Consider the following 24,661-nt stretch of genomic DNA (forward strand, 5'->3'; position numbering starts at 1 on the left):
GTTTTGTTGTTCATTGTTTGTGCATAAACGTAGTATTTAGGCACGTTGTCTTGTACTAAATAACCCTTTTCTTGAAAAGCATCAAAGTTAGACCTTGCATGTAAATATACTTTTTCATCGTGAGAATCAGTCCCGCTTTCAAATTCAATTTCAGCACGTGTAATACGTAATAACGATGCTTTTTTGCCTTCAGCCATTTGTTTAGCTTCTTCAGAATTCATAACATCATAAGGTAAACAAGCTACTTCTTCTACTTTATTTTTTGGAGGACGAACTCCTTTAAATGGTTTTATTATTGCCATAGTTTTAAAATTTATTGTTCAATATTTTTATGTTTTCAAAGTTACACTTTTTGGTTTTTTTAGATACAAAAAAAGACTGTTAATTTAACAGTCTTTTTTAAAATATATTCAAAATTTAAATTAATTCAAAATTTCAATAATTTGATGAGCTAATTCTGTTCCAATTCTATCTTGCGCTTCACCAGTTGCAGCTCCAATGTGAGGAGTCAATGATAAAGCAGGATTCATCAATAATTGAATTTCCGGAGTTGGTTCTTTTTCAAAAACATCTAAAGCTCCACCAGCAATTTTACCTGACTCAATAGCTTTTACAAGTGCAACTTCATCAATAACACCACCACGAGCAGCATTTACTATAAAAGCACCATCTTTCATAATTTCAAATTCTTTGGTTGAAATTACATATTCCTTTTGTGAAGGAACGTGCAACGAAATAAAATCTGATTGCTTTAATACTTCTTCTTTGGTTATAGTATTAATTTGGAAAAATAATGCTTGATGATCAAAAAATTGAAGTTCTAAATTTACTGAATCCAAATAAGGATCAAAAGCGACAACTTTCATACCTAAACCTAAGGCAATTTTAGCTGTAGCTTGTCCAATTCTTCCAAAACCAATTACTCCAAGAGTTTTACCTCTTAATTCAATTCCCTTTGCATAAGATTTTTTAAACTGCTTAAATTTTGTATCTCCTTCTAATGGCATATTTCGGTTAGATTCGTGTAAAAAACGTACCATTCCAAATAAATGAGCAAAAACAAGTTCTGCTACTGAATGTGAAGAGGCAGCAGGAGTGTTTATTACTTTTAATCCTTTTTCACGTGCGTAATCAACATCAATATTATCCATTCCAACACCACCACGACCAATAATTTTTAAAGAAGGGCAATTATCAATAATATCTTTTCGTACTTGAGTTGCACTTCTTACAAGCAGTACTGAAATTTCATTTTTATTTATATATTCAACAAGCTGATCTTGAGGAATTGTATTTAAATCTATTGAAAAACCTGCAGCTTCAAGTTCCATAACACCACTTGTAGCGATACCATCATTTGCTAATACTTTCATTTTTTCTTATTTTTTTAGTTATGATAATTGATTTTCTAATTCTTGCATAGCATCAACTAACACTTGCACACTTTCAATTGGCATTGCATTATAAATACTTGCTCTGTAACCTCCAACCGATCTGTGACCTTTAATTCCACTAATTCCAGCTGCATTCCAAAGTTTATCGAAAGCTTCTTTAGCATCTTCATTGGTAAGATTAAAAGTAACATTCATAAGTGAACGATCTTCTTTTTCAGCAAATCCTTTAAAGTAAGGATTTCTATCAATTTCAGCATATAAAATAGCTGCTTTTGCTTCATTCATTTTTTCAATGGCTGCAACACCACCTAAACCTTTCATCCATTCTAAAGTTAGCATAGAAACGTATACAGGAAATACTGCAGGCGTATTAAACATACTGTCTGCTTTTATATGTGATTGATAATCTAGCATAGCTGGAATAGTACGACCCGTTTTACCTAAAATTTCATCTTTAATAACAACTAAAGTTGTACCTGCAGGGCCCATATTTTTTTGAGCACCAGCATAAATTAAATCGAATTTAGTAAAATCTAACACTCTAGAAAAAATATCAGAACTCATATCACAAACCAACAAGCTATCAGTTTTTGGAAATTCTTTTATTTGCGTTCCATAAATAGTATTGTTTGAAGTACAATGTACATAATCAACATCAGTAGGAACAGCGTAATTTTTAGGAATATAATTGTAAACTTTATCTTTAGATGAAGCAATTACTTCAATATCACCTAATAACTTAGCTTCTTTTATTGCTTTTGCAGCCCAAACACCAGTGTCTATATATGCTGCTTTACCACCTTCTTTTAATAAATTATAAGGAGTCATTAAAAATTCAAGGCTTGCACCACCTTGTAAAAATAATACGGAATAACCTTCAGGTAGATTTAGTAATTCTTTTACTAAACTACGTGTTTTTTCCATGACGTCAACAAAGTCTTTCCCTCTATGAGAGACTTCAATTAAAGATAAACCTAAGCCATTGAAATCAATAATGGCTTCAGCTGATTTTTTTAAAACTTCTTGAGGTAAAATACATGGACCTGCGCTAAAATTATGTTTTTTCATTTTTTTTAAAATATGAATTAGATTCTTACGCAAATTTCGTAAAAAAAGAGCTAAAACACCTATTTTAAATGTAAAAATGTGTTAGATATTTAACAAAAACTCTAGAGTGTCAATACCATCAGCATAGTCCGATAATTCTGGGTGTTGTGTTTGACCTAATTTGACAAAATTCACACTATTTTCATTACATGCAATACATTGAATTTTATCTTTTTCTAATGCTAATTTTTCTGTTAAAATTTTAAAAGAATCATAATATTCATAGAATAATGTTGCAATAGGCGAGGAAAAGCTTTCATCTTCTTTTAACATTATAAAACCATTTTCTTGTAATTTAAACAAGCTCATTAAGTAAACAGCCTTATTATAATCGTAGTTATTTTCGTATTTTTTATAGTTTATAATGTCGTTGTATTTGTACAATGCATTAAAAAGCAACTCGAAATTATAATTTTCAGGAATATAAATTTTTGAAACACTTCTACAACCTAAACCAAAATATTGAAAAATATCTTCTCCTAAACCTTCCAGTTCTTCTTGAGTTTCTTTTCCAGTTAAAATAGCTATAGAATTTCTATTTTTTCTAATAATATTAGGGTACTTTCCAAAATAATGTTCAAAATAACGTGCAGTGTTATTGCTTCCTGTTGCAATCACAGCATCAAAATCGGTTAATTTTCCTTCAGTAAAAGTTATTTTATTTTTGAATTCGGGATTGTAATATTCTAAAAATTTAGCAATTAAAGGTAAAAAATGCTTGTCGTTTGAAGATTGTTTAGCAATAACCTGATGTCCACTTATTAAAACCGATAAAAAATCATGAAATCCTACGAGTGGAATATTTCCAGCCATAATAATTGCTACATTTTTCGGAGTTATATCTTCATTAAAAGTATAATTTGAAGTCCATTTTTTTAAATTTTCTATTGACAGGGCTTCACTCCAGCTTTCAAATGCTTTTAAAACATTTGGTTTGTTAAACCAGCCGTTAAATTCATGTGCTCTATTAATTTGCATTTCAAAAGCATCAAAAAATAATGTATTGAATTCAGAATCATCAACTTTCTCAATTTTAATAGTACTAAATTGTTTTAGAAATTCACCAAGTTTAGCAAAAGCGTCAATACGTTGCTCTAAATTCATTTTAATTTTAATTTTATATTTGCAAAAATAATCTAAATAATAGTATGGCAATAAAAATAACCGATGAATGTATAAATTGTGGAGCTTGTGAACCTGAATGTCCGAACAATGCAATTTATGAAGCTGCAGAAGATTGGAAATTTTCAGATGGTACAACACTTTCTGGAAACGTAGTTTTACCAAACGGAAAAACAGTTAATGCAGATGAACTGCAAGAACCAAAAGATGATGAAGTCTATTTTATTATTGCAGATAAATGTACCGAATGTAAAGGTTTTCATGACGAGCCTCAATGTGCAGCAGTTTGCCCAGTAGACTGTTGTGTCCCTGATGAAGAGAATGAAGAGACAGCAGAAGTATTATTAGCGAAGCAACAATTTCTGCATAAAGAATAATTAAATTGAAAATACTTTAAATCCCAAAAAAAAATATTTTTGGGATTTTTTATTTCTACTTTGTATACGTGCAAAAAAATCACGTACTTCAACGTGTCTTTAAAAAGTATTATTTAATGAAAACACGTAGAAATTTTATAAAACTTACTGCTTTAGGAAGTGCAGCTGTATTCACAAGTTCTTGTTTAACTTCAGAAAAGGAAAATGTTAGTGATAGTAAACTTCAAAAAGATATTAAAAAACCAATAGTTGTATCTACTTGGAATCATGGATTGGAAGCCAATGAGGCCTCTTGGAAAATTTTATCAAAAGGAGGATCAGCTTTAGATGCTGTTGAAGCCGGTGTAAAAATCACAGAATCAGACCCAAATAATACAAGTGTTGGATTAGGTGGTTTGCCTGATAGAGATGGAAAAGTAACATTGGATGCTTGCATTATGGATCACGAAAATAATTGTGGAGCCGTTGCCTGTTTGCAAGATATTGAAAACCCTATTTCAGTAGCGCGAAAAGTGATGGAAGATACACAACATGTGATGTTGGTAGGAGAAGGAGCAAAACAATTTGCATTAGAAAAAGGTTTTAAAGAAACCAATTTATTGACAGAAAAGTCAAAACAGGCTTGGGAGAAATGGAAGGAGGAATCAAAATATCAACCAGTTATTAATAGTGAAAATCATGACACCATTGGTTTATTAGCTTTAGATGAAAACGGAAATTTATCGGGTGCTTGTACGACAAGTGGTATGGCTTATAAATTACATGGCAGAGTAGGAGATTCCCCTATAATTGGCGCAGGTTTATTTGTTGATAATGAAGTTGGTGCGGCTTGTGCAACAGGTATGGGCGAGGCTGTAATTAGAATTGCAGGAAGCGCCATTGTTGTTGAGTTAATGCGTAATGGAATGTCTCCAACTGATGCGTGTAAAGAAGCTGTAAATAGAGTTGTAAAAAAGCATAAAGATTTAACAAACTTACAAGTTGGCTTTTTAGCACTTAATAAATTTGGAGAATCAGGTGGCTATAGTGTTTATGCTGGTTTTAATTATGCAATTCATACTGCTACACAAAATGAAATGATTGACGCAAAATATAATAGAGAATGGTAAGAAAAGTAGTATTTGTAATAAGCATGTTAATGCTAATTTCTTGTAAAACCAATATTGAATTTAGAAAAGATGTTGCTTCATTTTTAATCCCAAAACCAATAGAATTATCTCAAGTAGATGGGTTTTTTAATATTGATAAAAACATAAAAATAGCAACTAGCGAAAACTTAGTAACTGAAGCTACATATCTACAAAAATTAATAGAAGGTTCTTCTAATTTTAAACCTACAATAGTTAATGACTATGATATTTCACAGCTTCAAAATGTTATTTTATTACAAGAAGATGTTAAATTTAACGGACAGTTAAGTTCAAAAGAAGGTTATAGTATCGTTATCTCAAAATTTAAAATTGAAATTATTGGAAATTCCTCTGAAGGAGTAATGCGTGGAATTCAAACTTTACGACAATTATTTGTAGATGATTTTCATAAAAACATAAAACGCGATGCGTGGCAATTGCCATTAATTTCAATTAAAGATGCTCCAAAATTTAAACATAGAGGAATGTTGTTCGATAGCGGAAGACATTTTTTTGAAGTTGCTATTGTAAAAAAATACATTGATTTATTGGCTTTGTATAAAATGAATGTTTTTCATTGGCATTTAACCGAAGATCAAGGTTGGAGAATTGCCATTGAAAAATACCCAAAACTAACTGAAATAGGAGCGTTTAGAGTACAAAAAGACAGTACTATTTATGGTGGTTTTTATACAAAAGAGCAAATACAAGAAATTGTAGCATACGCTACCGAAAGACATATTACGGTAATTCCTGAAATTGAATTACCAGGGCATTCATTGGCTGCATTAGCTGCGTATCCTGAGTTGTCTTGTACTGGAAATACTGTAGAAGTTACAAATGAGTGGGGTGTTTTTAAAGAAATTTATTGTGCAGGAAATGAAAAAACATTTACTTTTTTAGAAGATGTATTAGCTGAAGTTATGGAGTTGTTTCCGTCAGAATATATTCATATTGGAGGTGATGAAGCACCAAAATTAAGATGGGAAGCTTGTCCTAAATGTCAGAAAAGAATTAAAGATGAAAATTTGGCTGATGAACATGAACTTCAAAGTTATTTTATACAACGTATTGAGAAATTTCTTCATAAAAATAATCGAAAACTAATTGGTTGGGATGAAATTTTAGAAGGTGGTTTGTCACCAACTGCAACAGTACAAAGTTGGAGAGGTGAAAACGGAGGAATTGTAGCTGCTAATAACAATCAATTTGCAATTATGTCGCCAACGTCACATTGTTATTTTGATTATGGAATTGAAACAACTGATTTAGAAAAAGTATATAATTTCAATCCGATTCCATCAGAATTAGCACCAGAAAAGCATCAATTTATAATTGGAAGTGAGTGTAATTTATGGAGTGAACGAATTCCTGATGAAGAGAATTTAGATTCAAAAGTATTTCCAAGAATATTTGCAATGAGTGAGGTGCTTTGGACCTACCCAAAAGATAGAGATTTTCTAGAATTTTATAATAGAGTTCAAAATCAATATGGTTTATTAGAAGCTCTTCACGTTAATTATGGTTTAGAGTTTATACCAGTAAGTTTAAAAAGTACTTTGAAAGTAGATAAAGTTCAAATTGAAGTAGTCACAAAGCATAAAGATTTTAAAACGAATTACCGTTGGAATTGTGAAGATTGTGATACCATATTTGTTGAAACACCTTCAGTTATTTCATTAGATAAATCAGCAGTGTTAGAAATTGAAACTTTAAAAAAGGATATAAAATATGGAGCTAATTTATTGCAAGGTTTTAAATTACACAAAGCTATAAATAGTGAAATTAAGCAAGAATATCTATATAAGGACATATATAAAGCATCAGGTGAAAAGGCTTTGTTAGATGGAAAAATGGGCTCTAAAAATATAAGAGACGGTAATTGGCAAGGGTTTTTAGGAACTGATATAGAATGTGTTATTGATTTAGGGAAAGAAATTGAAATAACAGAGATAGGTGCTAATTTTTTACATAAACAATTGTCGTGGATTTTAACTCCAAAAGAAGTTGTTTTTCAAACTTCGGTTGATGGTATTACTTGGAAAAATTGGGGCACTGTTATATCTAAAGTTGACCCTAAAAATAAAGAAACAATCTTAGAAACATTTTCAAAAGTAAATCCTATAGAAACTGTGCGATATGTGAAGTTATTTGTTGAAAATTTAGATCAGTTACCAGAATGGCATGAATTTTACAAAGGGAAATCTTGGCTTTTTGTTGATGAAATATTTGTGAACTAATGAATTTTGAGATATGTACAGATAGTGTTGAGGGTGCTATAATTGCTGAAAAGTATGGAGTGAAACGTATTGAGTTATGTTCCGCGTTATCAGTAGGTGGTTTAACTCCAAGTTTTGGGTTAATTCAACAATGCGTTCAAAATTCAACTGTTGAAGTGCATGTAATGATACGACATAAAGAAGGCGGGTTTTTCTATTCAGAAATAGATGTAGCATTAATGAAAGTTGATATCGATAAAGCTAAAAGAGCAGGTGCAAAAGGCGTTGTTTTTGGTATTTTAAATTCAACTCATGAAATTTCAAATTTGAACATTGAATTGGTTAATTTAGCGAAGTCTTTAGATATAGAAGTTACTTTTCATAGAGCATTTGATTTTGTTTCAAACTACCAACAAGCTATAGAAAAATTAATAGCGATGAAAGTCGATAGGTTGTTAACATCAGGTTTGCAAACTACTGCAGAGAAAGGATTAGATGTTATTACGGAGTTACAAACTAACTATGGAAAACAAATTCAAATTATGGCAGGAAGCGGAATCAATGCTTCAAATGTTTTGAAAATTGCCAATTCAGGGATTAATAATATACATTTTACAGCACGGAAATCAACTCAAAATATAACTAAATTAGGAATGGGAGAATTAATGATTGTAGATGAAGATAAAATAAATAATATTGTAAATCTGTTTAAATGAATAGACTAATTATAATCTTATTTCTTATAATCTCCTTTATTTCTTGTTCTGAAAAAGAACCTGCAACATCTGTTTTATTAAATTCAAATTGGGAGTTTGCAAAAGAAGGCGATGCTACTTTTTATAAAGCAACGGTACCGGGAGTTGTGCATACAGATTTGTTGGCAAATCATTTAATTGAAGATCCTTTTTGGGAAACCAATGAATTAAAATTACAATGGATAGAAACTGAAAATTGGAATTATAAAACGATTATAAATATAACAAAAGAACAGCTTTCTCAGGAAAATATAGAAATTGAATTTGAAGGGTTAGACACTTACGCAACGGTTTTTTTAAATGGAGAAAAAATAATAGAGGCAACTAACATGTTTCGAACTTGGAAAGCTGACATTAAAAAAATTACCAAAGTAGGAGAAAACCAGTTAGAAGTTAAGTTTGTTTCACCTCTAAATTTTAATCGTGAAAAAGTTGAAAATTATCCATATAAATTACCATCGGGTAATGAAACTGTTGATTTGAAGGTAAGTCCGTTTACACGCAAAGCAGCATATCAATTTGGGTGGGATTTTGGACCTCGTTTTGTAACTTCAGGAATATGGAAAAATGTAAAAATTAATACTTGGAATACAGCACGAATAATGGATGTTTTTGTTCAGACAGATTCAATTAGTAATAATAAAGCATATTTAACGGCAATTATAGACGTTGAAGGAACTAAATCTAAGGATTTAGAATTACTCATAAACCTAAAAGATAAGAATGAGATAAACAGGCTGAATACTATTTCTGTAAAAAATAAAAAGGGTGCTCAAACAATTCAACAAAAAATAGAAATTGAAAACCCTAATTTATGGTGGCCAAACGGAATGGGAAAACCAAACTTGTATGGAATTTCAATTGAATTTAAAAACGGAAATCAATTGCTTGATAGTAAAACTGATGAATTTGGAATAAGAACAGTTGAATTAATTCAAGAGAAAGACACTATTGGAACTTCTTTTTACTTCAAAATTAATGGCAAACCTTTGTTTATGAAAGGTGCAAATTATATTCCTCAAGATGTTTTTTTACCTCGAGTTACTGATAGAGCTTATCATAAAATTATCGAAAAAGTTGTGAAAGCCAATATGAATATGTTACGTGTTTGGGGTGGTGGAATTTATGAAAAAGATATTTTTTATGAGTTATGTGATAAAAACGGAATTTTAATTTGGCAAGATTTTATGTTCGCAGGAAGTTTATATCCAAACAATGCTGAATTTTTAAGGAATGTTGAACAAGAGATAAAGGATAATGTAAACCGACTTAAAAAGCATCCTAGTATTGCTTTATGGTGTGGTAATAATGAAATAGAAGTTGCTTGGAAAAATTGGGGCTGGCAACAGCAATTTGGTTATACTAAAAAGGACTCTATTGAGATTTGGAACTCTTATAAAAGGTTATTCAATGATTTGATTCCGAAAACGCTGAAAGAGTTAGATTCAAAAGCTAATTATGTGAGTACTTCTCCTTTAAGCAATTGGGGAACTTCAGAAAATTTTAACCATAGTAGTATGCACTATTGGGGAGTTTGGCACGGAAAAGAACCATTTAAAAATTATAAAAAGAATGTTGGGCGCTTTATGGTTGAGTATGGTTTTCAATCATTTCCATCTATGAAAACAATAAAAAAGTTTGCTTCAGATTCTAGTTTGTCGCTACAATCTGAAACAATGATGAACAGACAAAAAAGTTATATTGGCAATGGTTTAATATCCAAACATATAAATACATGGTTTGAGAAACCAACTTCCTTCGAGGATTTTGTTGTAAAAAGTCAGAAAACGCAAACAATTGCGTTGCAAACTGCTATTCAAAGTCACAGACAACAATCACCCCATTGTATGGGAACGCTATTTTGGCAATTAAACGATTGTTGGCCTGGACCTTCGTGGAGTATTTTAGATTATTATGGTCAAGAAAAGGATGCTTTTAATACCGTAAAAGAAAATTTTAAATCGATAATTGCTGTTTTAAATTACGAGAAAAATGAGGTTGAAATAATTTCTGATTTAGTTTCGAATTTTAAAGGAAAAATAGCTGTTTCATTGGTCGAAAAACAGTCTTCAAAAATAATTTCAGAGCAAATCTTTTTTGTGAAATCATTTTCAAAAACTAAACTAAAACTACCTAAAATTGATGTTTCAAATTCAGAAACTTTTGAGTTGAAAATTGTTTTAAAAGATAGTGCTAATTATGTTATTTTTACAGACGTTGTTAGAATTACTCAATAGTTATTTCATCAATAAAAACCCAAGATTTACCGCCAGCGCCTAAGTGCCAATCTGGACAAACTCCAAAGTTTTTAGCAATCATTTTTACATAACGAGTTTTGATTGTTGTTTTAAACCCAAATTCTTTAATAAAAGAACCTTCTTGTTTAAGATTGAAATCATTTTTAATTCGTTTTAACTTGGAGTAGTTTATACCATCAGTTGAAGAGTAAAAGTCAATATATTTTGGAAACCAAATCCACGATCGATTGTCTTGTAAAAAACCAGTTGAAATTTTTGAAACAGTTACTATTTTACCTAAATCTACAATTGCTTCAACATCTTGACCTTGATATCCTTGCCAAAAACCTGTTCTAAAATTATTACTTCCTTTTAACATATCAATTAAAGCACCATTTCCTTCAGCGGCGTATTGATTGTCATATGTAGCATTTAAAGTAATAGTTCTACCAGATTTAATTTTTAAAAACTCACTTGTAACAAGTTTACTTTTTATTCCATCTTTATTCACTGCAACTGCTGTAATAGTTGAAGTTTTAGTAATATTAATTGGACTTTCATATTTTAACCAAGTAGAATTTTTTTGCTCACCTATATAATATTTTAAATCACAATCCGTACAATTACTTCCTATGGTAATTTCTAAAGATGCTGTAAAAGTTTTCTTTTCAGCATCTATAAAAGGAACTGGAACAATCAAATTAGCTGTGATTTCTGAAATTGGAATATTAACATTTCCAATGCCAAATTCTTTTGAAGGTGTTTTTCCCATTTTAAAAACCAATTCGCCACCATTCATAATATCTTGATGGAGCAAATATGATTTTGTATATTTTTTACTATTTAAAGTAGTGGATTGTATGTATCTATTTTCATCCGATAAATTTTTAGCTTTAATTTTAAAAACCGTTCCGTTTTCTAAATGATAGGTTACTTCATTAAAAGTTGGTGCGCCAATTACATAATAATTCATTCCGGGCGTAACGGAATAAAAGCCAGAAGCACTCAAAACAAACCAAGCGCTCATTTGCCCACAATCTTCGTTGCCCGAAAGTCCGTCAGGAGCATTCCAATATTGCTCGTCTATAATTTGTTTAACACGCTCTTGAGTTTTCCATGGTTTTTCAATAAAATTGTACAAATAAGCCATATGATGACTCGGTTCATTTCCGTGAGCATATTGCCCAATTAAACCAGTAATATCAGCCTGATGGCGACCCGTAGTTTCTGAATTTGTTGTAAATAAATCATCTAATCGTTGCTCAAATTTATCGTTTCCACCAAATAATTTGATGAGACCAGAAACATCTTGAGGTACAAATAATGAATATTGCCAAGAGTTTGCTTCGGTATAATTAAAGTTTACTTCTGAAGGTTCAAAAGGTTTAAACCAACCGCCATTTAAACGAGCTCTCATAAAAGTAGAGGTTGGATCGAAACTATTTTTGTAAGATTGTGCTCTTTGGGTGAAATCAGCATATGTTTTTGTATCTCCTTGAGCTTTAGCAAACTGAGCAATACACCAATCGTCATACGCATATTCCAATGTTTTTGAAACGGATTCTGACTCGTCTCCAGCTCTAATATATCCATACTTTTTATACGATTCCAATCCGAAATGATTCAGATTTGCACCATAAATCATAGCTTCTAAAGTCATTTTTGAATCGAAATTTGTGATTCCTTTGGCGTAAGCATCAGCAATAACGGAGACTGAATGATAACCAATCATACATTCTGTTTCATTACTGCTTAATTCCCAAACTGGTAATCTTCCACCTTGTTTATAATGCTTTAAAAAGGTATTGATAAATTCGTTGGTACGTTTTTGTTCAATAATGGAATAGAGTGGGTGAGCAGCCCTAAAAGTATCCCATAAAGAAAACACCGTATAGGTTGTGTTTAGAGTGTCATTGTGGATTTCTTTATCCATTCCTCTATAATTTCCATTCAGATCTGAAAATGTATTTGGAGCAATCATCGTATGATATAAAGCAGAATAAAAAACGGTTAATTTTTCTTCATTTTTGTCTTTTACTTCAATTTTGTTTAAGGCTTTTGTCCAAACAGTTTTTGCATTTTCTGTGTAACTGATAAAATCCCAACTTGTGCCTTCTCTTTTTAAATTTTCTTTAGCACCTTCAACACTAACTGCTGATATACCAACTTTAATAATTACTTCTTTTAAACCCGTATTAAAAGTGACTACTTTATATAATTTTTCAGTTTCTTTTTTCGAATCATTTTGAATTGTATCAACTAAAAAAGGCTCCGAAAACTCCATATAAAAATAAACATGCTGATTCGTTGCCCAAGCTTCAGATTGTCTAAAGCCAGAAATAGAAGTTTTGTTTTCTATATTTATTTCTGAACTTAGCACTTTATCTCTGTGATTTAAATCTAACAGGATTTTATTACTTGTTTCTTTATTAAAAGTGTATTTATGAATTCCAACGCGAGTTGTAGCTGTTAATTCAACATCAATATTAGGGTTCTCTAAATGAACTTTATAATAGCCTGGATTTGCACTTTCAGTTTCTTTCTTGAATTCAGAAGGAATTAATTGTTGATTTTCAATGTCTTCCAATGAAATATTATTAGAATGATTGAAAGGCATTAATAATATATCTCCATAGTCTGAAATTCCTGTTCCACTTAAATGTGTGTGTGAAAAGCCATAAATTATGGAATCAGTACTATGATAGCCTGAGCAACCATCCCAACCCGTTAAACGGGTATCAGGACTTAATTGAACCATTCCAAAAGGTAAGGTGACTCCTGGAAAAGTATGTCCGTGCCCACCAGTTCCAATAAACGGATTTACCAATTCATAGGCTGATTTTTCACTAAATTTTTCAGTTGATTCCTTTTTACAAGAAATAAAAATGAAACCTATAAAAATCAGAACATATAAATTAGATTTCATATTATTTATGAATTTGATTTAATATAGGAATTACTTTTTCTGGCAAAGTAAAAAATATAGAAATAACAAAGCACCATTAAAAGTAAAGCTGGTTTAAAATCAAATTGATCTGTAAAATAGCCATAAAGTGGAGGTATAATTGCTCCACCAACAATTGCAGTACACAAAATACCTGAGGCCTGAGGTTTGTAATTTCCTAATCCGCTAAGTGAAAGTGTGAATATAGTTGGAAACATAATTGAGTTAAATAAACCAACCAATAATATAGAAAACATAGCCACCAAACCATTTGTTAACATTGATATAGCTAATAATGAAATTGCCATCGTTGCAAAAAGTGCTAACACTTTAGCCGGAGCAATAATTTTAGTTAAATATGCTCCTATAAATCTGCCTATCATAGCACCAGACCAATAGAATATTACAAATGCAGCTACAATTGCTTTGCTATCTACATTCTCTAAATCTTGTTGAATGATACTTTCTGAAATAGTTCTCATCCATTGCGTATTTTTAATTACTTCGGCTAAATTCATATCTAAAAAGTAATTTACTAAATAGCTTCCTATCGCAACTTCAGCACCAACATATAAAAAGATACCTAAAGCACCCATTTTTAGAACTTTGTGTTTTAATGCTGCTCCATATCCAAAACCTTCCTTTTTCTTTAAAATATTAGGCAATTTTATAAATGAAACAATAAAAGCTAATAATAATAAAGAGACAGCCAATACTAAAAATGGATTTTGAACCGCTGATGCTTCACTAATAAGATAAGCTTCTTTTACGGTATCAGATAATGAGTCTATGTTCGCTTTACTTTTTATGGAATCACTTAGTAAAAACATAGCTCCAAAAGCTGGCGCAATTGCTGTTCCTAATGAATTAAAAGCTTGAGATAAATTTAATCTACTTGAAGCTGTTTCTTCAGAGCCCAACACAGCAACATACGGATTTGCAGCAACTTGTAGAACAGTCATTCCACCAGCTAATACAAAATATCCAAGTAAAAATAAAGGAAACATTCTTAGAGATGCCGCAGGATAAAATAACAAACATCCAACGCCCATAATTCCTAAGCCTAATAAAATTCCTTTTTTATAGCCAATTTTAGATAAAATATATCCTGAAGGAATTGAAAGTAAACCATAAGCCATGAAAAATGCAAATTGCACCAAACCTGCTTGAAAGAAGGTTAATTCAAAAACTTCTCTTAGTCTGGGAATTAAAGAATCTACTAGAACGGTGATAAATCCCCACATGAAAAATAGAGACGTTAATATAATAAATGCTTTGTTGTATTTCTTTGTTGTGTCCAATGGTTTAGGTTTAAAAAATGAAGATTGAAAGGTATAAAAAAATAGCCTTATTTATAATATTAAAATTGACTAAAAATTAACAAAACTATATACTATATTTGCACCGCAAAAATTTTTTAATATGAAGGCAGGAATTGTAGGATTACCAAATGTAGGAAAATCAACATTATTTAATTGTTTATCAAATGCAAAGGCGCAAAGTGCAAACTTTCCTTTTTGCACTATTGAACCAAATATTGGTGTTGTAAACGTACCAGATAGTAGAGTTGCAAAATTAGAAGAATTAGTAAAACCAGAGCGTGTGCAAATGGCAACAGTTGATATTGTTGATATTGCTGGTTTAGTGCGTGGAGCAAGTAAAGGTGAAGGTTTAGGGAATCAGTTTTTAGCAAATATTCGTGAAACCGATGCTATTATTCATGTAATTCGTTGTTTTGATAACGATAATATTATACATGTTGATACTACCATTGATCCTATTAGAGATAAAGAAACCATTGATTTTGAATTGCAGTTAAAAGATTTAGAAACGTTAGATAAAAAACTTGAAAAAGTTAAAAAAACGGCTAGAACTGGGAATAAAGAAGCTCAAAAAGAGCTAGAGGTTTTAGAAAAAGTAAAAAAAGGATTAGAAGCAGCAGTTTCAGTTAGAGCTATTGAATTAACAACTGAAGAGCGTGAAGAATATATAACACCAACAAAGTTTATAACAGACAAGCCGGTATTGTATGTTTGTAATGTTGATGAAAATTCAGCTGTAAATGGGAATGACTATGTAAATGCTGTAAAAGAAGCCGTAAAGGATGAAAATGCAGAGGTGATAATTTTAGCTGTAGGTACAGAGGCGGATATTACAGAGTTAGAAACTTTTGAAGAACGTCAATTATTTTTAGAAGATTTAGGTTTAAGTGAACCTGGAGCATCGGTTTTAATTAGAGCAGCTTACAAATTATTAAAACAACAAACGTATTTTACAGCTGGAGTGAAAGAAGTACGTGCGTGGACAATTAATATTGGTGATTCAGCACCACAAGCAGCAGGAGTTATTCATACTGATTTTGAAAAAGGATTTATTAGAGCTGAAGTTATTGCTTATGAAGATTTTGTAAAATATGGAAGCGAAGCTAAAGTAAAAGAAGCCGGAAAAATGAAAGTTGAAGGAAAAGAATATATCGTAAAAGATGGAGATGTAATGCATTTTAGATTTAATGTATAACACGTATTTTATATAAAATTAAAGAGGCTGTCTAAAAAGTGAATGAAATTTGTTTTGTCAAACTGAGCTTGTCGAAGTTGATTATCAAATAGTTTAAATATTTCGACAAGCTCAATATGACAAAAAATCGCCTTTTTAAAGGCAATTTTTTTTTTGGAAATATTTAAAAATTAGTTATTTCCATTGCTCTCTAATCCAAAATAGTAATTACCAGTTACTGTTGAATTTGTAATATTTGCTGCGGCTAGCGGTGAAACTCCAAAGCTAATGTCAACAGTATAAAAGTCAGTATCAATATTTGCAGACCTTGTTGATATAAAATAAGTGTCTTCATCACAACTTAAAGTTGTACTATAATAGTCAGGAACAAATGTTGGTATAAAATTATTTAAATTTGCTGAGGTGCTACTTATTAATAAAGAAATAGGATCAATTTCAACAATAAATAAAGATGGCCCCGAATATGAATACTGAATGGCATTCAATTTACCAATAGTATCATTATATTCTAAACCATAATATTCATAAAAGGCACCAGGTAAAGGAGTTGTAAAAAAACTAGTACCACTAGTTAAATCAAAACGGAATATATCATTTCCAGATACTACATAAACCATATCATTATGATCTGTTGCAACAGAAAGAAGCTGTAAAAACAATACTTCCATACCTAAAGTTACCGTATAACTAGCAATTGTCATAGTAGGAGTAGTAGCTACAGATCCTGTATTAATATTAAGTACTTCAAATAAACCAACAGTTCCAGTTGCAAAAGGAGTTCCTGTTACGTTTACACCAATCATATAATAGTTAGCTAAAGCACTTATATAGGTAATTCCATTATATTTCCAGTTGATAACATCTCCTGTTAAAACAACATTATTAAATGTAGCATTTGAATTAATATTAATAAATTCCATACTATGATAGTTGTAATAATGGTAACTTTCATTGTCATAATTATAAGTTGAAGTACTTGAATTAGAAATAGCAACTCCTAAACCTCCTGGAACAACGGTACCTGTTGCAGCCCAAGCAAGCGTTTCGTCAGCCCCATTAGAATTTAAATCTGTAAGTCCAGTATAAGGATCGGTAGTTGATAACGAATAAATTTGAGCATTATCACAAACATTTGGTGCTGGAGTAGCTGGGTCATCAGCTTCACAACTTAAAAAAAGAATACTTAAAAAAAAGAATACGGATATTTTAATAATTGAATTTTTCATAATAAATAATTTTAGTTTATATATCTATATATACCAGTTGTTAGTTTTTTGTTACCCTATTTGTATAAAATATTTTATAAAAAGTCTGTTAATAACTATTTTAACTGACTTTTTTTTATATTATATCTCAAAATAGTACTTTAGCAACTCTTCAAGAATTTTATAGAATTTAATGGCTGAACAAACAAATTATACGGAGGATAATATCCGATCACTCGACTGGAAAGAGCATATTAGAATGCGTCCTGGAATGTACATTGGTAAATTAGGAGATGGTTCATCACCTGATGACGGTATTTACATTCTTATAAAAGAAGTATTAGACAACTCAATTGACGAGTATGTGATGGGAGCTGGAAAAACCATTGAAGTTTCTGTAAAAGAAGAAACGGTGATAGTTCGGGATTATGGTCGAGGAATTCCATTAGGGAAAGTTGTTGATGTTGTTTCTAAAATGAATACCGGTGGAAAATATGATTCTAAGGCATTTAAGAAATCTGTAGGTTTAAATGGCGTTGGTACAAAAGCAGTAAATGCGTTGTCGTCTTATTTTAGAGTACAATCTATTCGTGATAACCAAACGGCATTTGCAGAGTTTTCAGCAGGAAATATTACATTAGAAGAAAAAGCACACGAATCAACACAGCGTAAAGGGACAAAAGTAACCTTCGTTCCAGACAAAGAAATTTTTTCAAAATTCAAATATAGAAATGAATACATTGTAAAAATGATTAAAAACTATGTGTACTTAAACACAGGTTTAACGATTATTTTTAACGGTGAAAAATATTTTTCAGAAAACGGTTTAAGAGATTTATTGGATGAAAATATTGATGAAGAATCAAAACTATTTCCAATAATTCATTTATTAGGAAATGATATAGAAGTTGCAATAACCTATAGTAAAGCACAATATAGTGAAGAATACCACTCCTTTGTAAATGGGCAACATACCACGCAAGGAGGAACACATCAAAATGCTTTTAGAGAGGCCATTGTAAAAACTATACGAGAGTATTTTGGTAAAAATTATGAAGCTTCTGATATTCGTAAATCCATTGTTTCTGCAGTAAGTGTAAAGGTAATGGAGCCTATTTTTGAAAGTCAAACAAAAACAAAATTGGGTTCAACTGAAATGGGTGATGGTTTACCTACAGTTCGTACTTATATCACTGATTTTGTGAAAACGAAATTAGATAATTACCTTCATAAAAATCCAAACGTTGCGGAGAAAATTCAAAAGAAAATTCTTCAAGCTGAAAAAGAACGAAATGACTTATCTGGAATTAGAAAATTAGCACGTGAACGAGCTAAAAAAGCAAGTGTACACAATAAAAAATTACGTGATTGCAGAGTTCATTTTAATGATTTAAAGAAAGAGAATCGTTTAGAAAGCACCTTGTTTATTACCGAGGGAGATTCAGCAAGTGGTTCTATTACCAAATCTAGAAATGTAAATACACAAGCGGTATTTAGTTTACGTGGTAAACCACTGAATTCATATGGAATGAACAAAAAAATTGTGTATGAAAATGAAGAATTTAATCTCCTGCAAGCAGCTTTAAATATTGAAGATGGTTTGGAAGAATTACGTTATAATAACATTGTAATTGCTACTGATGCGGATGTTGATGGAATGCACATTCGTTTGTTATTAATTACTTTTTTTCTTCAATTTTTCCCTGAATTAATTAAAGAAGGTCATTTATATATTTTAGACACGCCTTTGTTTAGAGTGCGTGATAAAAAACAAACTTTTTATTGTTATTCTCAAGAAGAAAAACATGATGCGATGAATACATTAAAAGGCAAGCCTGAAATAACTCGATTTAAAGGATTAGGTGAAATTTCTCCTGATGAATTTGTACATTTTATTGGTGATGATATTCGTTTAGACCCTGTTATGCTTGATAAAGAAATGCCAATTGATAAAATGTTGGAGTTTTATATGGGAAAAAACACACCAGATAGGCAAAAATTTATCATCAGAAATTTAAAAGTTGAATTAGATATATTAGATACTATAGAAGAATAGATTTACAATTAAAAATTTTAGATGCATTCCTGCGATAGCTGGAATTCATCACTTGAATAAAAGTAATATAGATTTATGATTTCTAAGGAATTACAAGTGAATTAAATGGAAGAAAATAACGAACATTTGAACGATCAAATTAACGAAGAATTTGGGAACCAAGAAACCATTACCAAGGTAACGGGAATGTATAAAGAATGGTTTTTAGATTATGCTTCATATGTAATTTTAGAGCGTGCAGTTCCAGGTATTAGAGATGGTTTTAAACCTGTTCAGCGTAGAATTTTGCATTCTATGAAAGATTTGGATGATGGTCGTTACAATAAAGTAGCAAATATTGTTGGACATACTATGCAATATCATCCTCACGGAGATGCTTCAATTGCTGATGCAATGGTTCAAATTGGACAAAAGGAATTGCTAATTGACATGCAAGGGAACTGGGGAAATATTTTAACTGGTGACCGTGCGGCAGCTTCTCGTTATATTGAAGCACGTTTGTCAAAATTTGCCTTAGATGTTGTTTTCAATCCAAAAACTACAGAATGGCAATCTTCTTATGATGGTAGAAGAAAAGAACCAATAGATTTACCTGTAAAGTTCCCGATGTTGCTAGCGCAAGGTGCTGAAGGTATTGCTGTTGGACTTTCAACAAAAATATTACCACACAATTTTAATGAATTAATAGATGCTTCCATAAAACATTTAAGAGGAAAGAGTTTTACATTAATTCCAGATTTTTTAACTGGTGGAATTGCTGATGTTTCTAATTATAATGATGGTAAACGTGGAGGTAAAATTAGAGTGAGAGCAAAAATCTCTCAACTTGATAAAAAAACCTTGGTAATTAATGAAATTCCTTTTGGAACTACAACATCAAGTTTAATAGATTCTATTTTAAAAGCCAATGAAAAAGGTACCATAAAGATTAAACAAATAGAAGATAATACAGCCGCAAATGTTGAAATATTAGTGCATTTACCTTCTGGTATTTCACCCGATAAAACAATTGATGCGTTGTTTGCTTTCACAAGTTGCGAAAATCCAATTTCGCCTTTATGTTGTGTTATTGAAGATAATAAGCCTGTATTTATTGGAGTTTCTGAAATATTAAGATTGTCTACAGATTTGACGGTTGAATTATTAAAACAAGAGCTTGAAATTCAGTTAAATGAATTGGAAGAGCAATGGCATTTTGCGTCTTTAGAACGTATCTTTATTGAAAACAGAATTTACCGTGATATTGAAGAAGAAGAAACTTGGGCTGGTGTAATTAAAGCAATTGATAAAGGATTACAGCCACATATTAAACATTTAAAACGCGCTATAACTGAAGAAGATATTGTTCGTTTAACAGAAATTCGAATTAAAAAAATATCAAAGTTTGATATTGATAAAGCAAAGCAATTTATTGAAAGTCTGGAAGATAAAATTGCAGAAGTAAAAAATTATTTAGCAAATTTAGTAGATTTTGCAATTGACTATTTTAAGAAATTAAAAACTAAATACGGCAAGGGAAAAGAACGAAAAACTGAAATTCGTTTGTTTGATGATATTGTAGCTACAAAAGTTGTAATGCGAAATACAAAGCTCTATGTAAATAGGGAAGAAGGTTTTGTAGGAACTTCTTTAAAACGTGATGAATATGTAGATGATTGTGCAGATATTGATAATGTAATTGTGTTTAGAAAAGATGGTGTTATGCTCATTACAAAAGTAGATGCTAAAACGTTTGTAGGAAAAGATATTATTCATATTGCAGTATTTAAAAAGAATGACAAGCGCACTGTTTATAATATGATTTATAGTGATGGTAGAAGCGGGCCAAATTATATGAAACGTTTTAATGTTACCAGTGTAACTCGCGATAAGGAATATGACTTAACAGCAGGTAACAAAGCTTCTGTAGTACGTTACTTTACCGCAAATCCTAATGGTGAAGCTGAAACTATTACTGTTAATTTGCGCGCAGTTGGAGGTGTGAAAAAACTGAAATGGGATATTGATTTTTCTGATTTAGCAATAAAAGGAAGAAGTTCAAAAGGAAACATAGTTTCTAAATATGCCATTAAAAAAATTGAATTAAAATCGGAAGGAGTTTCTACGTTAAAACCGCGAAAAATTTGGTTTGACGAAACAGTTCAACGTTTAAATGTTGATGATAGAGGTGAATTATTAGGTGAATTTAGAGGTGAAGATAGATTGCTGATTATCAGTCAGAAAGGGATTGTAAAAACGATAAAACCAGAATTAACTACCCATTTTGATGCTCATATGATTGTGTTGGAAAAGTGGGTTCCTGAAAAACCGATATCAGTTATTTATTTTGATGGTGATAAAGAAAAGTATTTCATAAAACGTTTTATGATTGACAATCCGAATAAAGAAGAAAGCTTTATTTCTGAACACCCAAAGTCTCAATTAGAAATTGTAACAACAGATTACAGACCAATGGCTGAAGTTGTATTTTCAAAACGAAGTATAGAACCTATTGAGGTGAATTTTGAAGAGTTTATTGCAATAAAGGGAATTAAAGCGCTTGGAAATCAATTAACTACTGATAAAATTAAACAAGTAAATATGCTATTGCCATTGCCTTATGAACCTTCTAAAATAGAAGATGTAGAAGTTAATGATGAAGAAGTAATAGATAGTGATGAGATAGCATTAGATGATAAAACAGCTGGTAAGAATGATGACGGACAAACGGCGTTGTTTTAAATAGTTGAATATGTATAGCTTTTCATACTGCTAATTTAAAATTAGTTATTGATAACTTTTACTTTTAAAAGGAATTTCTTTATAACCAGTTATCTGGTTAATTAGTATGGTTGCTGCAAAAAAGTAATTACAAAGTAAATTGGTAAATTTTGGAAGAATATTAGGAATTTCTTTGTGTTCTTCATTATGTAATTTTACCATTAAGCGAATGACTTGTTTTGACATGGAAGAGCATTTATTTAAAATTCCTACAGGTGAAACCCCTCCCGGTAATACAAAACCTGAAATAGATTTTTGGGTAATAGATTTTATATTTCTATAATTTTCAAGTAGTTGCAGGTGGTCTTCTTCAGTAATTGCAAGTGTGCCTCTAATAGAACCGTTGAGATGATAACACAGCGGCAATAGCCAATTTAATTCATCTTCTAGGGATTTTAAGTCGTTATTATTAGGGTAATCAAGTTTTAAAATACTTAGGTCATTAATAGCCCAACCTACCATTCTTGTTAAATCATCGGTTACTATTTCATAGTCACACAATAATGAATCTTCATAAATAAAGGGATAACATAACTCATCTATGGTTGATTTTGGGTACAATTTTCTCATAATTTAAAGGCGTTTAAAATGTTTTTTTTGACTAATTAAATTTTTTAAAAAATGTAAAATTGTAGTCAGGAAGTAATTCAGGATGTGCAATTTTTATAATATCTTTCAACACTAGATCAGGTCTGGTAGGTGATAATTCAAAATAAATGATGCCTCCTGTTTCACCCTTTGTATTCATATATGAGTACACTTCACTTGATTGAAATGCTTTAAATTCTGAATAAACTGCATTAGCTTCCCTTAAATTATTTAAAGAAGTATGAAAACTTGGTGAAACCCATATTTCAGCATCTTTTCCTTTTAAAAATACGTTTTCAATATTAAGAGATAAACTTCCTTTCCCTTTAGAGTCACTCCATAAATAGTTTGTGTTTGCATCTTTAAAAAAAACAGCAGCAAAACTTTCTCCAGCAGGTAAATTCCAAATATCTTTAAAAAGTCCGCCTGATAGTATTGTAGGTTTATTATGAGCTTTAGATGCAATATTTTTCGCTTCCAAATAATCTTTTTCAATCTTGTTAAAAATACTATCAGCGAGTTTTTCTTTTTCAAACAATACTCCAAATAATTTAATCCACTCTGCACGTCCTAGCGGAGTTTCTTCTAGCCAATCGCCATTTAGCAATATAGGGATTCCAAATTTTTCAATAACCTCAAACATTTTATTATTGCTATTCATTGAAAATCCAATCACTACATCGGGTTTTAAATCTAACAATAACTCAGTATTTATATTTTCTTCGTGCCCTAATTCTTTAATTTGTCCTTTAGAAATTAAGCTCCTTGTTTTTTCTGAAGAAACAAAATTAGTGTTTGGAAAACCAACTAAGTTGGCTTCAACACTTAACAATTCTAACATTGGAATATGTGTGGTACTGGTAACTACAATTGTTTTTATAGGCGTTTGAATAGTATTTAAATTAGTTGTTGTTTTTGAATGCGTCAATATAAATTCAAAAGTTTCTTTAGAATCTTGATAAGGCGCTTTTATGGTTACTTTTGTGTAGTCTTTAAAATGTTGAATATCAAAACCTTTTGCGTATTTAATTTTGTTTTCTGAACCAATTTTTACTTCAGAAGAAAGCTTTTCAGGGACATTTTTACAAGAAAATAAGAGTGTTAAAAATAGTAAGGCTAAAATTTGGGTGACTATAAACTTCATTTTAATTAATTTTTGGCAAATGTACTATTTTAGAAATTTAATTAGAATAAATGATCCTAATTTGACTAAATTAATTACTTTTGCCGAAGATTATGGTTCTTATATATGCTTAATAATATATAAGTGAAAAGGGAAGTTGGTTAAAATCCAACGCTGTACCCGCAACTGTATGCTTAGTCGAATTTATTCGATGATTGTTATTAAACTTTTGCCACTGTTCTAAATGAATGGGAAGGTAAATAACAATACGCAAGCCAGGAGACCTGCCAGAAATCTTATTAATTAAAACTTTCGGGAGAAAAGTGAATTAACTATGATACAGTTTAGCAGATTTTTGTTTTTTTTATCTATTTTTTTTGTAGGCACGAATTCGTATGCTCAAAAAGATTCAATTATTTCATTGGATGTTATTAATTTACAAACCATAAAATTAAATAAACATTCAAAAGGTTATAAAGTAGTAGCTATTAGTGATTCAATAATTCAACATAATACAGAATCATTTTCTTCTTTATTGCGATTTAACTCGCCTATTTATATGAAAGAATATGGAGCAGGAGGGACTAGTTCAGCAAGTTTTAGAGGTACAAGTGCTTCAAATACAGCCGTAATTTGGAATGGAATTAATATCAATTCAATTAATAATGGTCAAACCGGATTTAATTCTTTGAATGTTGGTTTGTTTGATAATATTAATGTAAGAAGTGGTGGTGGAAGTATTGAATTTGGCTCTGGAGCCATTGGTGGTACTGTTCATTTAAATGATGAATTAAAATTTGGAGATTATATTAAAAATCAATTAGTTGTATCTGCAGGTAGTTTTGAAACCTATCATAATTTATATAAATTTTCTTTTGGTAGTGAAACTACAGCTATAAAAGTTGGATTGTCTTATAATGAATCTGAAAATAATTACAAGTGGTTAGGTTATAATTTAAGAAACGAAAATGGTGCCTATTATAATACCGATTTTAGTTTTAGTATCGCTCAAAAATTATCAGATTTTAGTAAAATTAGTTTCTATACTTCTAAATATAATGGTAATAGGCAGTTTTCCGGTCAATTACCAAATCCCTCAGCAGCAAAAGAAAAATATAAAGACTTTA

General features: G+C 30.7%; 18 protein-coding genes and 1 riboswitch. Of the genes, 9 read left to right on the plus strand and 9 right to left on the minus strand.

Going from position 1 to position 24,661, the window contains the following annotated elements:
• From Q0352_RS09795 to Q0352_RS09810, 4 genes are all read right to left on the minus strand, one after another.
• Window positions 1–302 (minus strand): DUF1015 family protein (locus Q0352_RS09795; protein WP_299527123.1); only part of this gene is annotated, 302 nt, incomplete at its 3' end.
• Between the two features lie 120 nt (window positions 303–422).
• Complete coding sequence (locus tag Q0352_RS09800) at window positions 423–1,373, minus strand: D-2-hydroxyacid dehydrogenase (RefSeq protein ID WP_299527124.1); 951 nt, start codon at window positions 1,371–1,373, stop codon at window positions 423–425.
• An 18-nt stretch (window positions 1,374–1,391) separates the two neighbouring features.
• Entirely contained in the window at window positions 1,392–2,462 is a 1,071-nt protein-coding gene (gene serC / locus Q0352_RS09805) for a 3-phosphoserine/phosphohydroxythreonine transaminase (protein WP_299527125.1), read from the minus strand.
• A gap of 81 nt (window positions 2,463–2,543) precedes the next feature.
• A complete protein-coding gene (locus Q0352_RS09810) occupies window positions 2,544–3,605 on the minus strand; it encodes an acyl-CoA reductase (RefSeq protein ID WP_299527126.1) in 1,062 nt (353 codons plus the stop codon).
• Between the two features lie 44 nt (window positions 3,606–3,649).
• Between Q0352_RS09810 and Q0352_RS09815 the strand changes: the two genes are divergently transcribed.
• From Q0352_RS09815 to Q0352_RS09835, 5 genes are all read left to right on the plus strand, one after another.
• Window positions 3,650–4,000 carry a 4Fe-4S dicluster domain-containing protein gene (locus Q0352_RS09815; RefSeq protein ID WP_299527127.1) on the plus strand — a complete coding sequence of 117 codons (351 nt, stop codon included), beginning with the start codon at window positions 3,650–3,652 and terminating at the stop codon, window positions 3,998–4,000.
• Between the two features lie 116 nt (window positions 4,001–4,116).
• Complete coding sequence (locus Q0352_RS09820; RefSeq protein ID WP_299527128.1) at window positions 4,117–5,109, plus strand: isoaspartyl peptidase/L-asparaginase family protein; 993 nt, start codon at window positions 4,117–4,119, stop codon at window positions 5,107–5,109.
• Entirely contained in the window at window positions 5,103–7,370 is a 2,268-nt protein-coding gene (locus Q0352_RS09825) for a family 20 glycosylhydrolase (RefSeq protein ID WP_299527129.1), read from the plus strand. The genes Q0352_RS09820 and Q0352_RS09825 overlap by 7 nt, the downstream gene beginning before the upstream one ends.
• On the plus strand, window positions 7,370–8,065 hold the full coding sequence (locus Q0352_RS09830) for a copper homeostasis protein CutC (protein WP_299527130.1): 696 nt from the start codon (window positions 7,370–7,372) through the stop codon (window positions 8,063–8,065). Before Q0352_RS09825 ends, Q0352_RS09830 begins: the two co-directional genes overlap by 1 nt.
• Window positions 8,062–10,341: a glycoside hydrolase family 2 protein gene (locus tag Q0352_RS09835; protein ID WP_299527131.1), complete on the plus strand. Its 2,280-nt coding sequence runs from the start codon at window positions 8,062–8,064 to the stop codon at window positions 10,339–10,341. The genes Q0352_RS09830 and Q0352_RS09835 overlap by 4 nt, the downstream gene beginning before the upstream one ends.
• On the opposite strand, the gene Q0352_RS09840 is transcribed toward Q0352_RS09835, so the two are convergent.
• Complete coding sequence (locus tag Q0352_RS09840) at window positions 10,331–13,267, minus strand: GH92 family glycosyl hydrolase (protein WP_299527132.1); 2,937 nt, start codon at window positions 13,265–13,267, stop codon at window positions 10,331–10,333. The genes Q0352_RS09835 and Q0352_RS09840 overlap by 11 nt on opposite strands.
• A gap of 5 nt (window positions 13,268–13,272) precedes the next feature.
• Window positions 13,273–14,529, minus strand: a complete 1,257-nt coding sequence (locus Q0352_RS09845; RefSeq protein ID WP_367274627.1) for a sugar MFS transporter — start codon at window positions 14,527–14,529, stop codon at window positions 13,273–13,275.
• A gap of 178 nt (window positions 14,530–14,707) precedes the next feature.
• Here Q0352_RS09845 and ychF point away from each other — a divergent pair, with 178 nt between their 5' ends.
• Window positions 14,708–15,802 (plus strand): redox-regulated ATPase YchF, encoded by a 1,095-nt coding sequence (gene ychF / locus Q0352_RS09850; RefSeq protein ID WP_299527134.1) that lies wholly within the window; start codon window positions 14,708–14,710, stop codon window positions 15,800–15,802.
• A gap of 170 nt (window positions 15,803–15,972) precedes the next feature.
• Here the strand turns inward: ychF and Q0352_RS09855 are convergent, their stop codons facing one another.
• Window positions 15,973–17,028, minus strand: coding sequence for a hypothetical protein (locus tag Q0352_RS09855; protein WP_299527135.1), 1,056 nt, complete (start codon window positions 17,026–17,028; stop codon window positions 15,973–15,975).
• A gap of 172 nt (window positions 17,029–17,200) precedes the next feature.
• On the opposite strand from Q0352_RS09855, the gene Q0352_RS09860 reads away from it, so the two are divergent.
• Together Q0352_RS09860 and Q0352_RS09865 are read left to right on the plus strand one after the other, a co-directional pair.
• Window positions 17,201–19,063, plus strand: coding sequence for a DNA topoisomerase IV subunit B (locus Q0352_RS09860; RefSeq protein ID WP_299527136.1), 1,863 nt, complete (start codon window positions 17,201–17,203; stop codon window positions 19,061–19,063).
• Between the two features lie 105 nt (window positions 19,064–19,168).
• Window positions 19,169–21,784, plus strand: coding sequence for a DNA gyrase/topoisomerase IV subunit A (locus Q0352_RS09865; RefSeq protein WP_299527137.1), 2,616 nt, complete (start codon window positions 19,169–19,171; stop codon window positions 21,782–21,784).
• 45 nt (window positions 21,785–21,829) lie between these two features.
• Here the strand turns inward: Q0352_RS09865 and Q0352_RS09870 are convergent, their stop codons facing one another.
• Together Q0352_RS09870 and Q0352_RS09875 are read right to left on the minus strand one after the other, a co-directional pair.
• Window positions 21,830–22,393: a hypothetical protein gene (locus Q0352_RS09870; protein WP_299527138.1), complete on the minus strand. Its 564-nt coding sequence runs from the start codon at window positions 22,391–22,393 to the stop codon at window positions 21,830–21,832.
• A 31-nt stretch (window positions 22,394–22,424) separates the two neighbouring features.
• Window positions 22,425–23,555: an ABC transporter substrate-binding protein gene (locus Q0352_RS09875; RefSeq protein ID WP_299527139.1), complete on the minus strand. Its 1,131-nt coding sequence runs from the start codon at window positions 23,553–23,555 to the stop codon at window positions 22,425–22,427.
• Window positions 23,556–23,631: 76 nt separating this feature from the next.
• A riboswitch (cobalamin riboswitch) is annotated at window positions 23,632–23,841 on the plus strand.
• A 27-nt stretch (window positions 23,842–23,868) separates the two neighbouring features.
• Here Q0352_RS09875 and Q0352_RS09880 point away from each other — a divergent pair.
• Window positions 23,869–24,661, plus strand: a 793-nt coding sequence (locus tag Q0352_RS09880) for a TonB-dependent receptor (protein WP_299527140.1), incomplete at its 3' end; no start/stop codon positions are given.

It is taken from the genome of uncultured Lutibacter sp., from assembly GCF_937891065.1.
Lineage (GTDB): Bacteria > Bacteroidota > Bacteroidia > Flavobacteriales > Flavobacteriaceae > Lutibacter.

What these genes read in the sequence shown, in the direction of transcription:
- Q0352_RS09865 (WP_299527137.1), top strand. Translation starts at nt 19,169, where the DNA reads ATGGAAGAAAATAACGAACATTTGAACGATCAAATTAACGAAGAATTT.
- serC (WP_299527125.1), bottom strand. Translation starts at nt 2,462, where the DNA reads ATGAAAAAACATAATTTTAGCGCAGGTCCATGTATTTTACCTCAAGAA.
- Q0352_RS09800 (WP_299527124.1), bottom strand. Translation starts at nt 1,373, where the DNA reads ATGAAAGTATTAGCAAATGATGGTATCGCTACAAGTGGTGTTATGGAA.
- Q0352_RS09875 (WP_299527139.1), bottom strand. Translation starts at nt 23,555, where the DNA reads ATGAAGTTTATAGTCACCCAAATTTTAGCCTTACTATTTTTAACACTC.
- ychF (WP_299527134.1), top strand. Translation starts at nt 14,708, where the DNA reads ATGAAGGCAGGAATTGTAGGATTACCAAATGTAGGAAAATCAACATTA.
- Q0352_RS09815 (WP_299527127.1), top strand. Translation starts at nt 3,650, where the DNA reads ATGGCAATAAAAATAACCGATGAATGTATAAATTGTGGAGCTTGTGAA.
- Q0352_RS09855 (WP_299527135.1), bottom strand. Translation starts at nt 17,028, where the DNA reads ATGAAAAATTCAATTATTAAAATATCCGTATTCTTTTTTTTAAGTATT.
- Q0352_RS09860 (WP_299527136.1), top strand. Translation starts at nt 17,201, where the DNA reads ATGGCTGAACAAACAAATTATACGGAGGATAATATCCGATCACTCGAC.
- Q0352_RS09825 (WP_299527129.1), top strand. Translation starts at nt 5,103, where the DNA reads ATGGTAAGAAAAGTAGTATTTGTAATAAGCATGTTAATGCTAATTTCT.
- Q0352_RS09820 (WP_299527128.1), top strand. Translation starts at nt 4,117, where the DNA reads ATGAAAACACGTAGAAATTTTATAAAACTTACTGCTTTAGGAAGTGCA.
- Q0352_RS09835 (WP_299527131.1), top strand. Translation starts at nt 8,062, where the DNA reads ATGAATAGACTAATTATAATCTTATTTCTTATAATCTCCTTTATTTCT.
- Q0352_RS09830 (WP_299527130.1), top strand. Translation starts at nt 7,370, where the DNA reads ATGAATTTTGAGATATGTACAGATAGTGTTGAGGGTGCTATAATTGCT.
- Q0352_RS09870 (WP_299527138.1), bottom strand. Translation starts at nt 22,393, where the DNA reads ATGAGAAAATTGTACCCAAAATCAACCATAGATGAGTTATGTTATCCC.
- Q0352_RS09810 (WP_299527126.1), bottom strand. Translation starts at nt 3,605, where the DNA reads ATGAATTTAGAGCAACGTATTGACGCTTTTGCTAAACTTGGTGAATTT.
- Q0352_RS09840 (WP_299527132.1), bottom strand. Translation starts at nt 13,267, where the DNA reads ATGAAATCTAATTTATATGTTCTGATTTTTATAGGTTTCATTTTTATT.
- Q0352_RS09845 (WP_367274627.1), bottom strand. Translation starts at nt 14,529, where the DNA reads ATGTGGGGATTTATCACCGTTCTAGTAGATTCTTTAATTCCCAGACTA.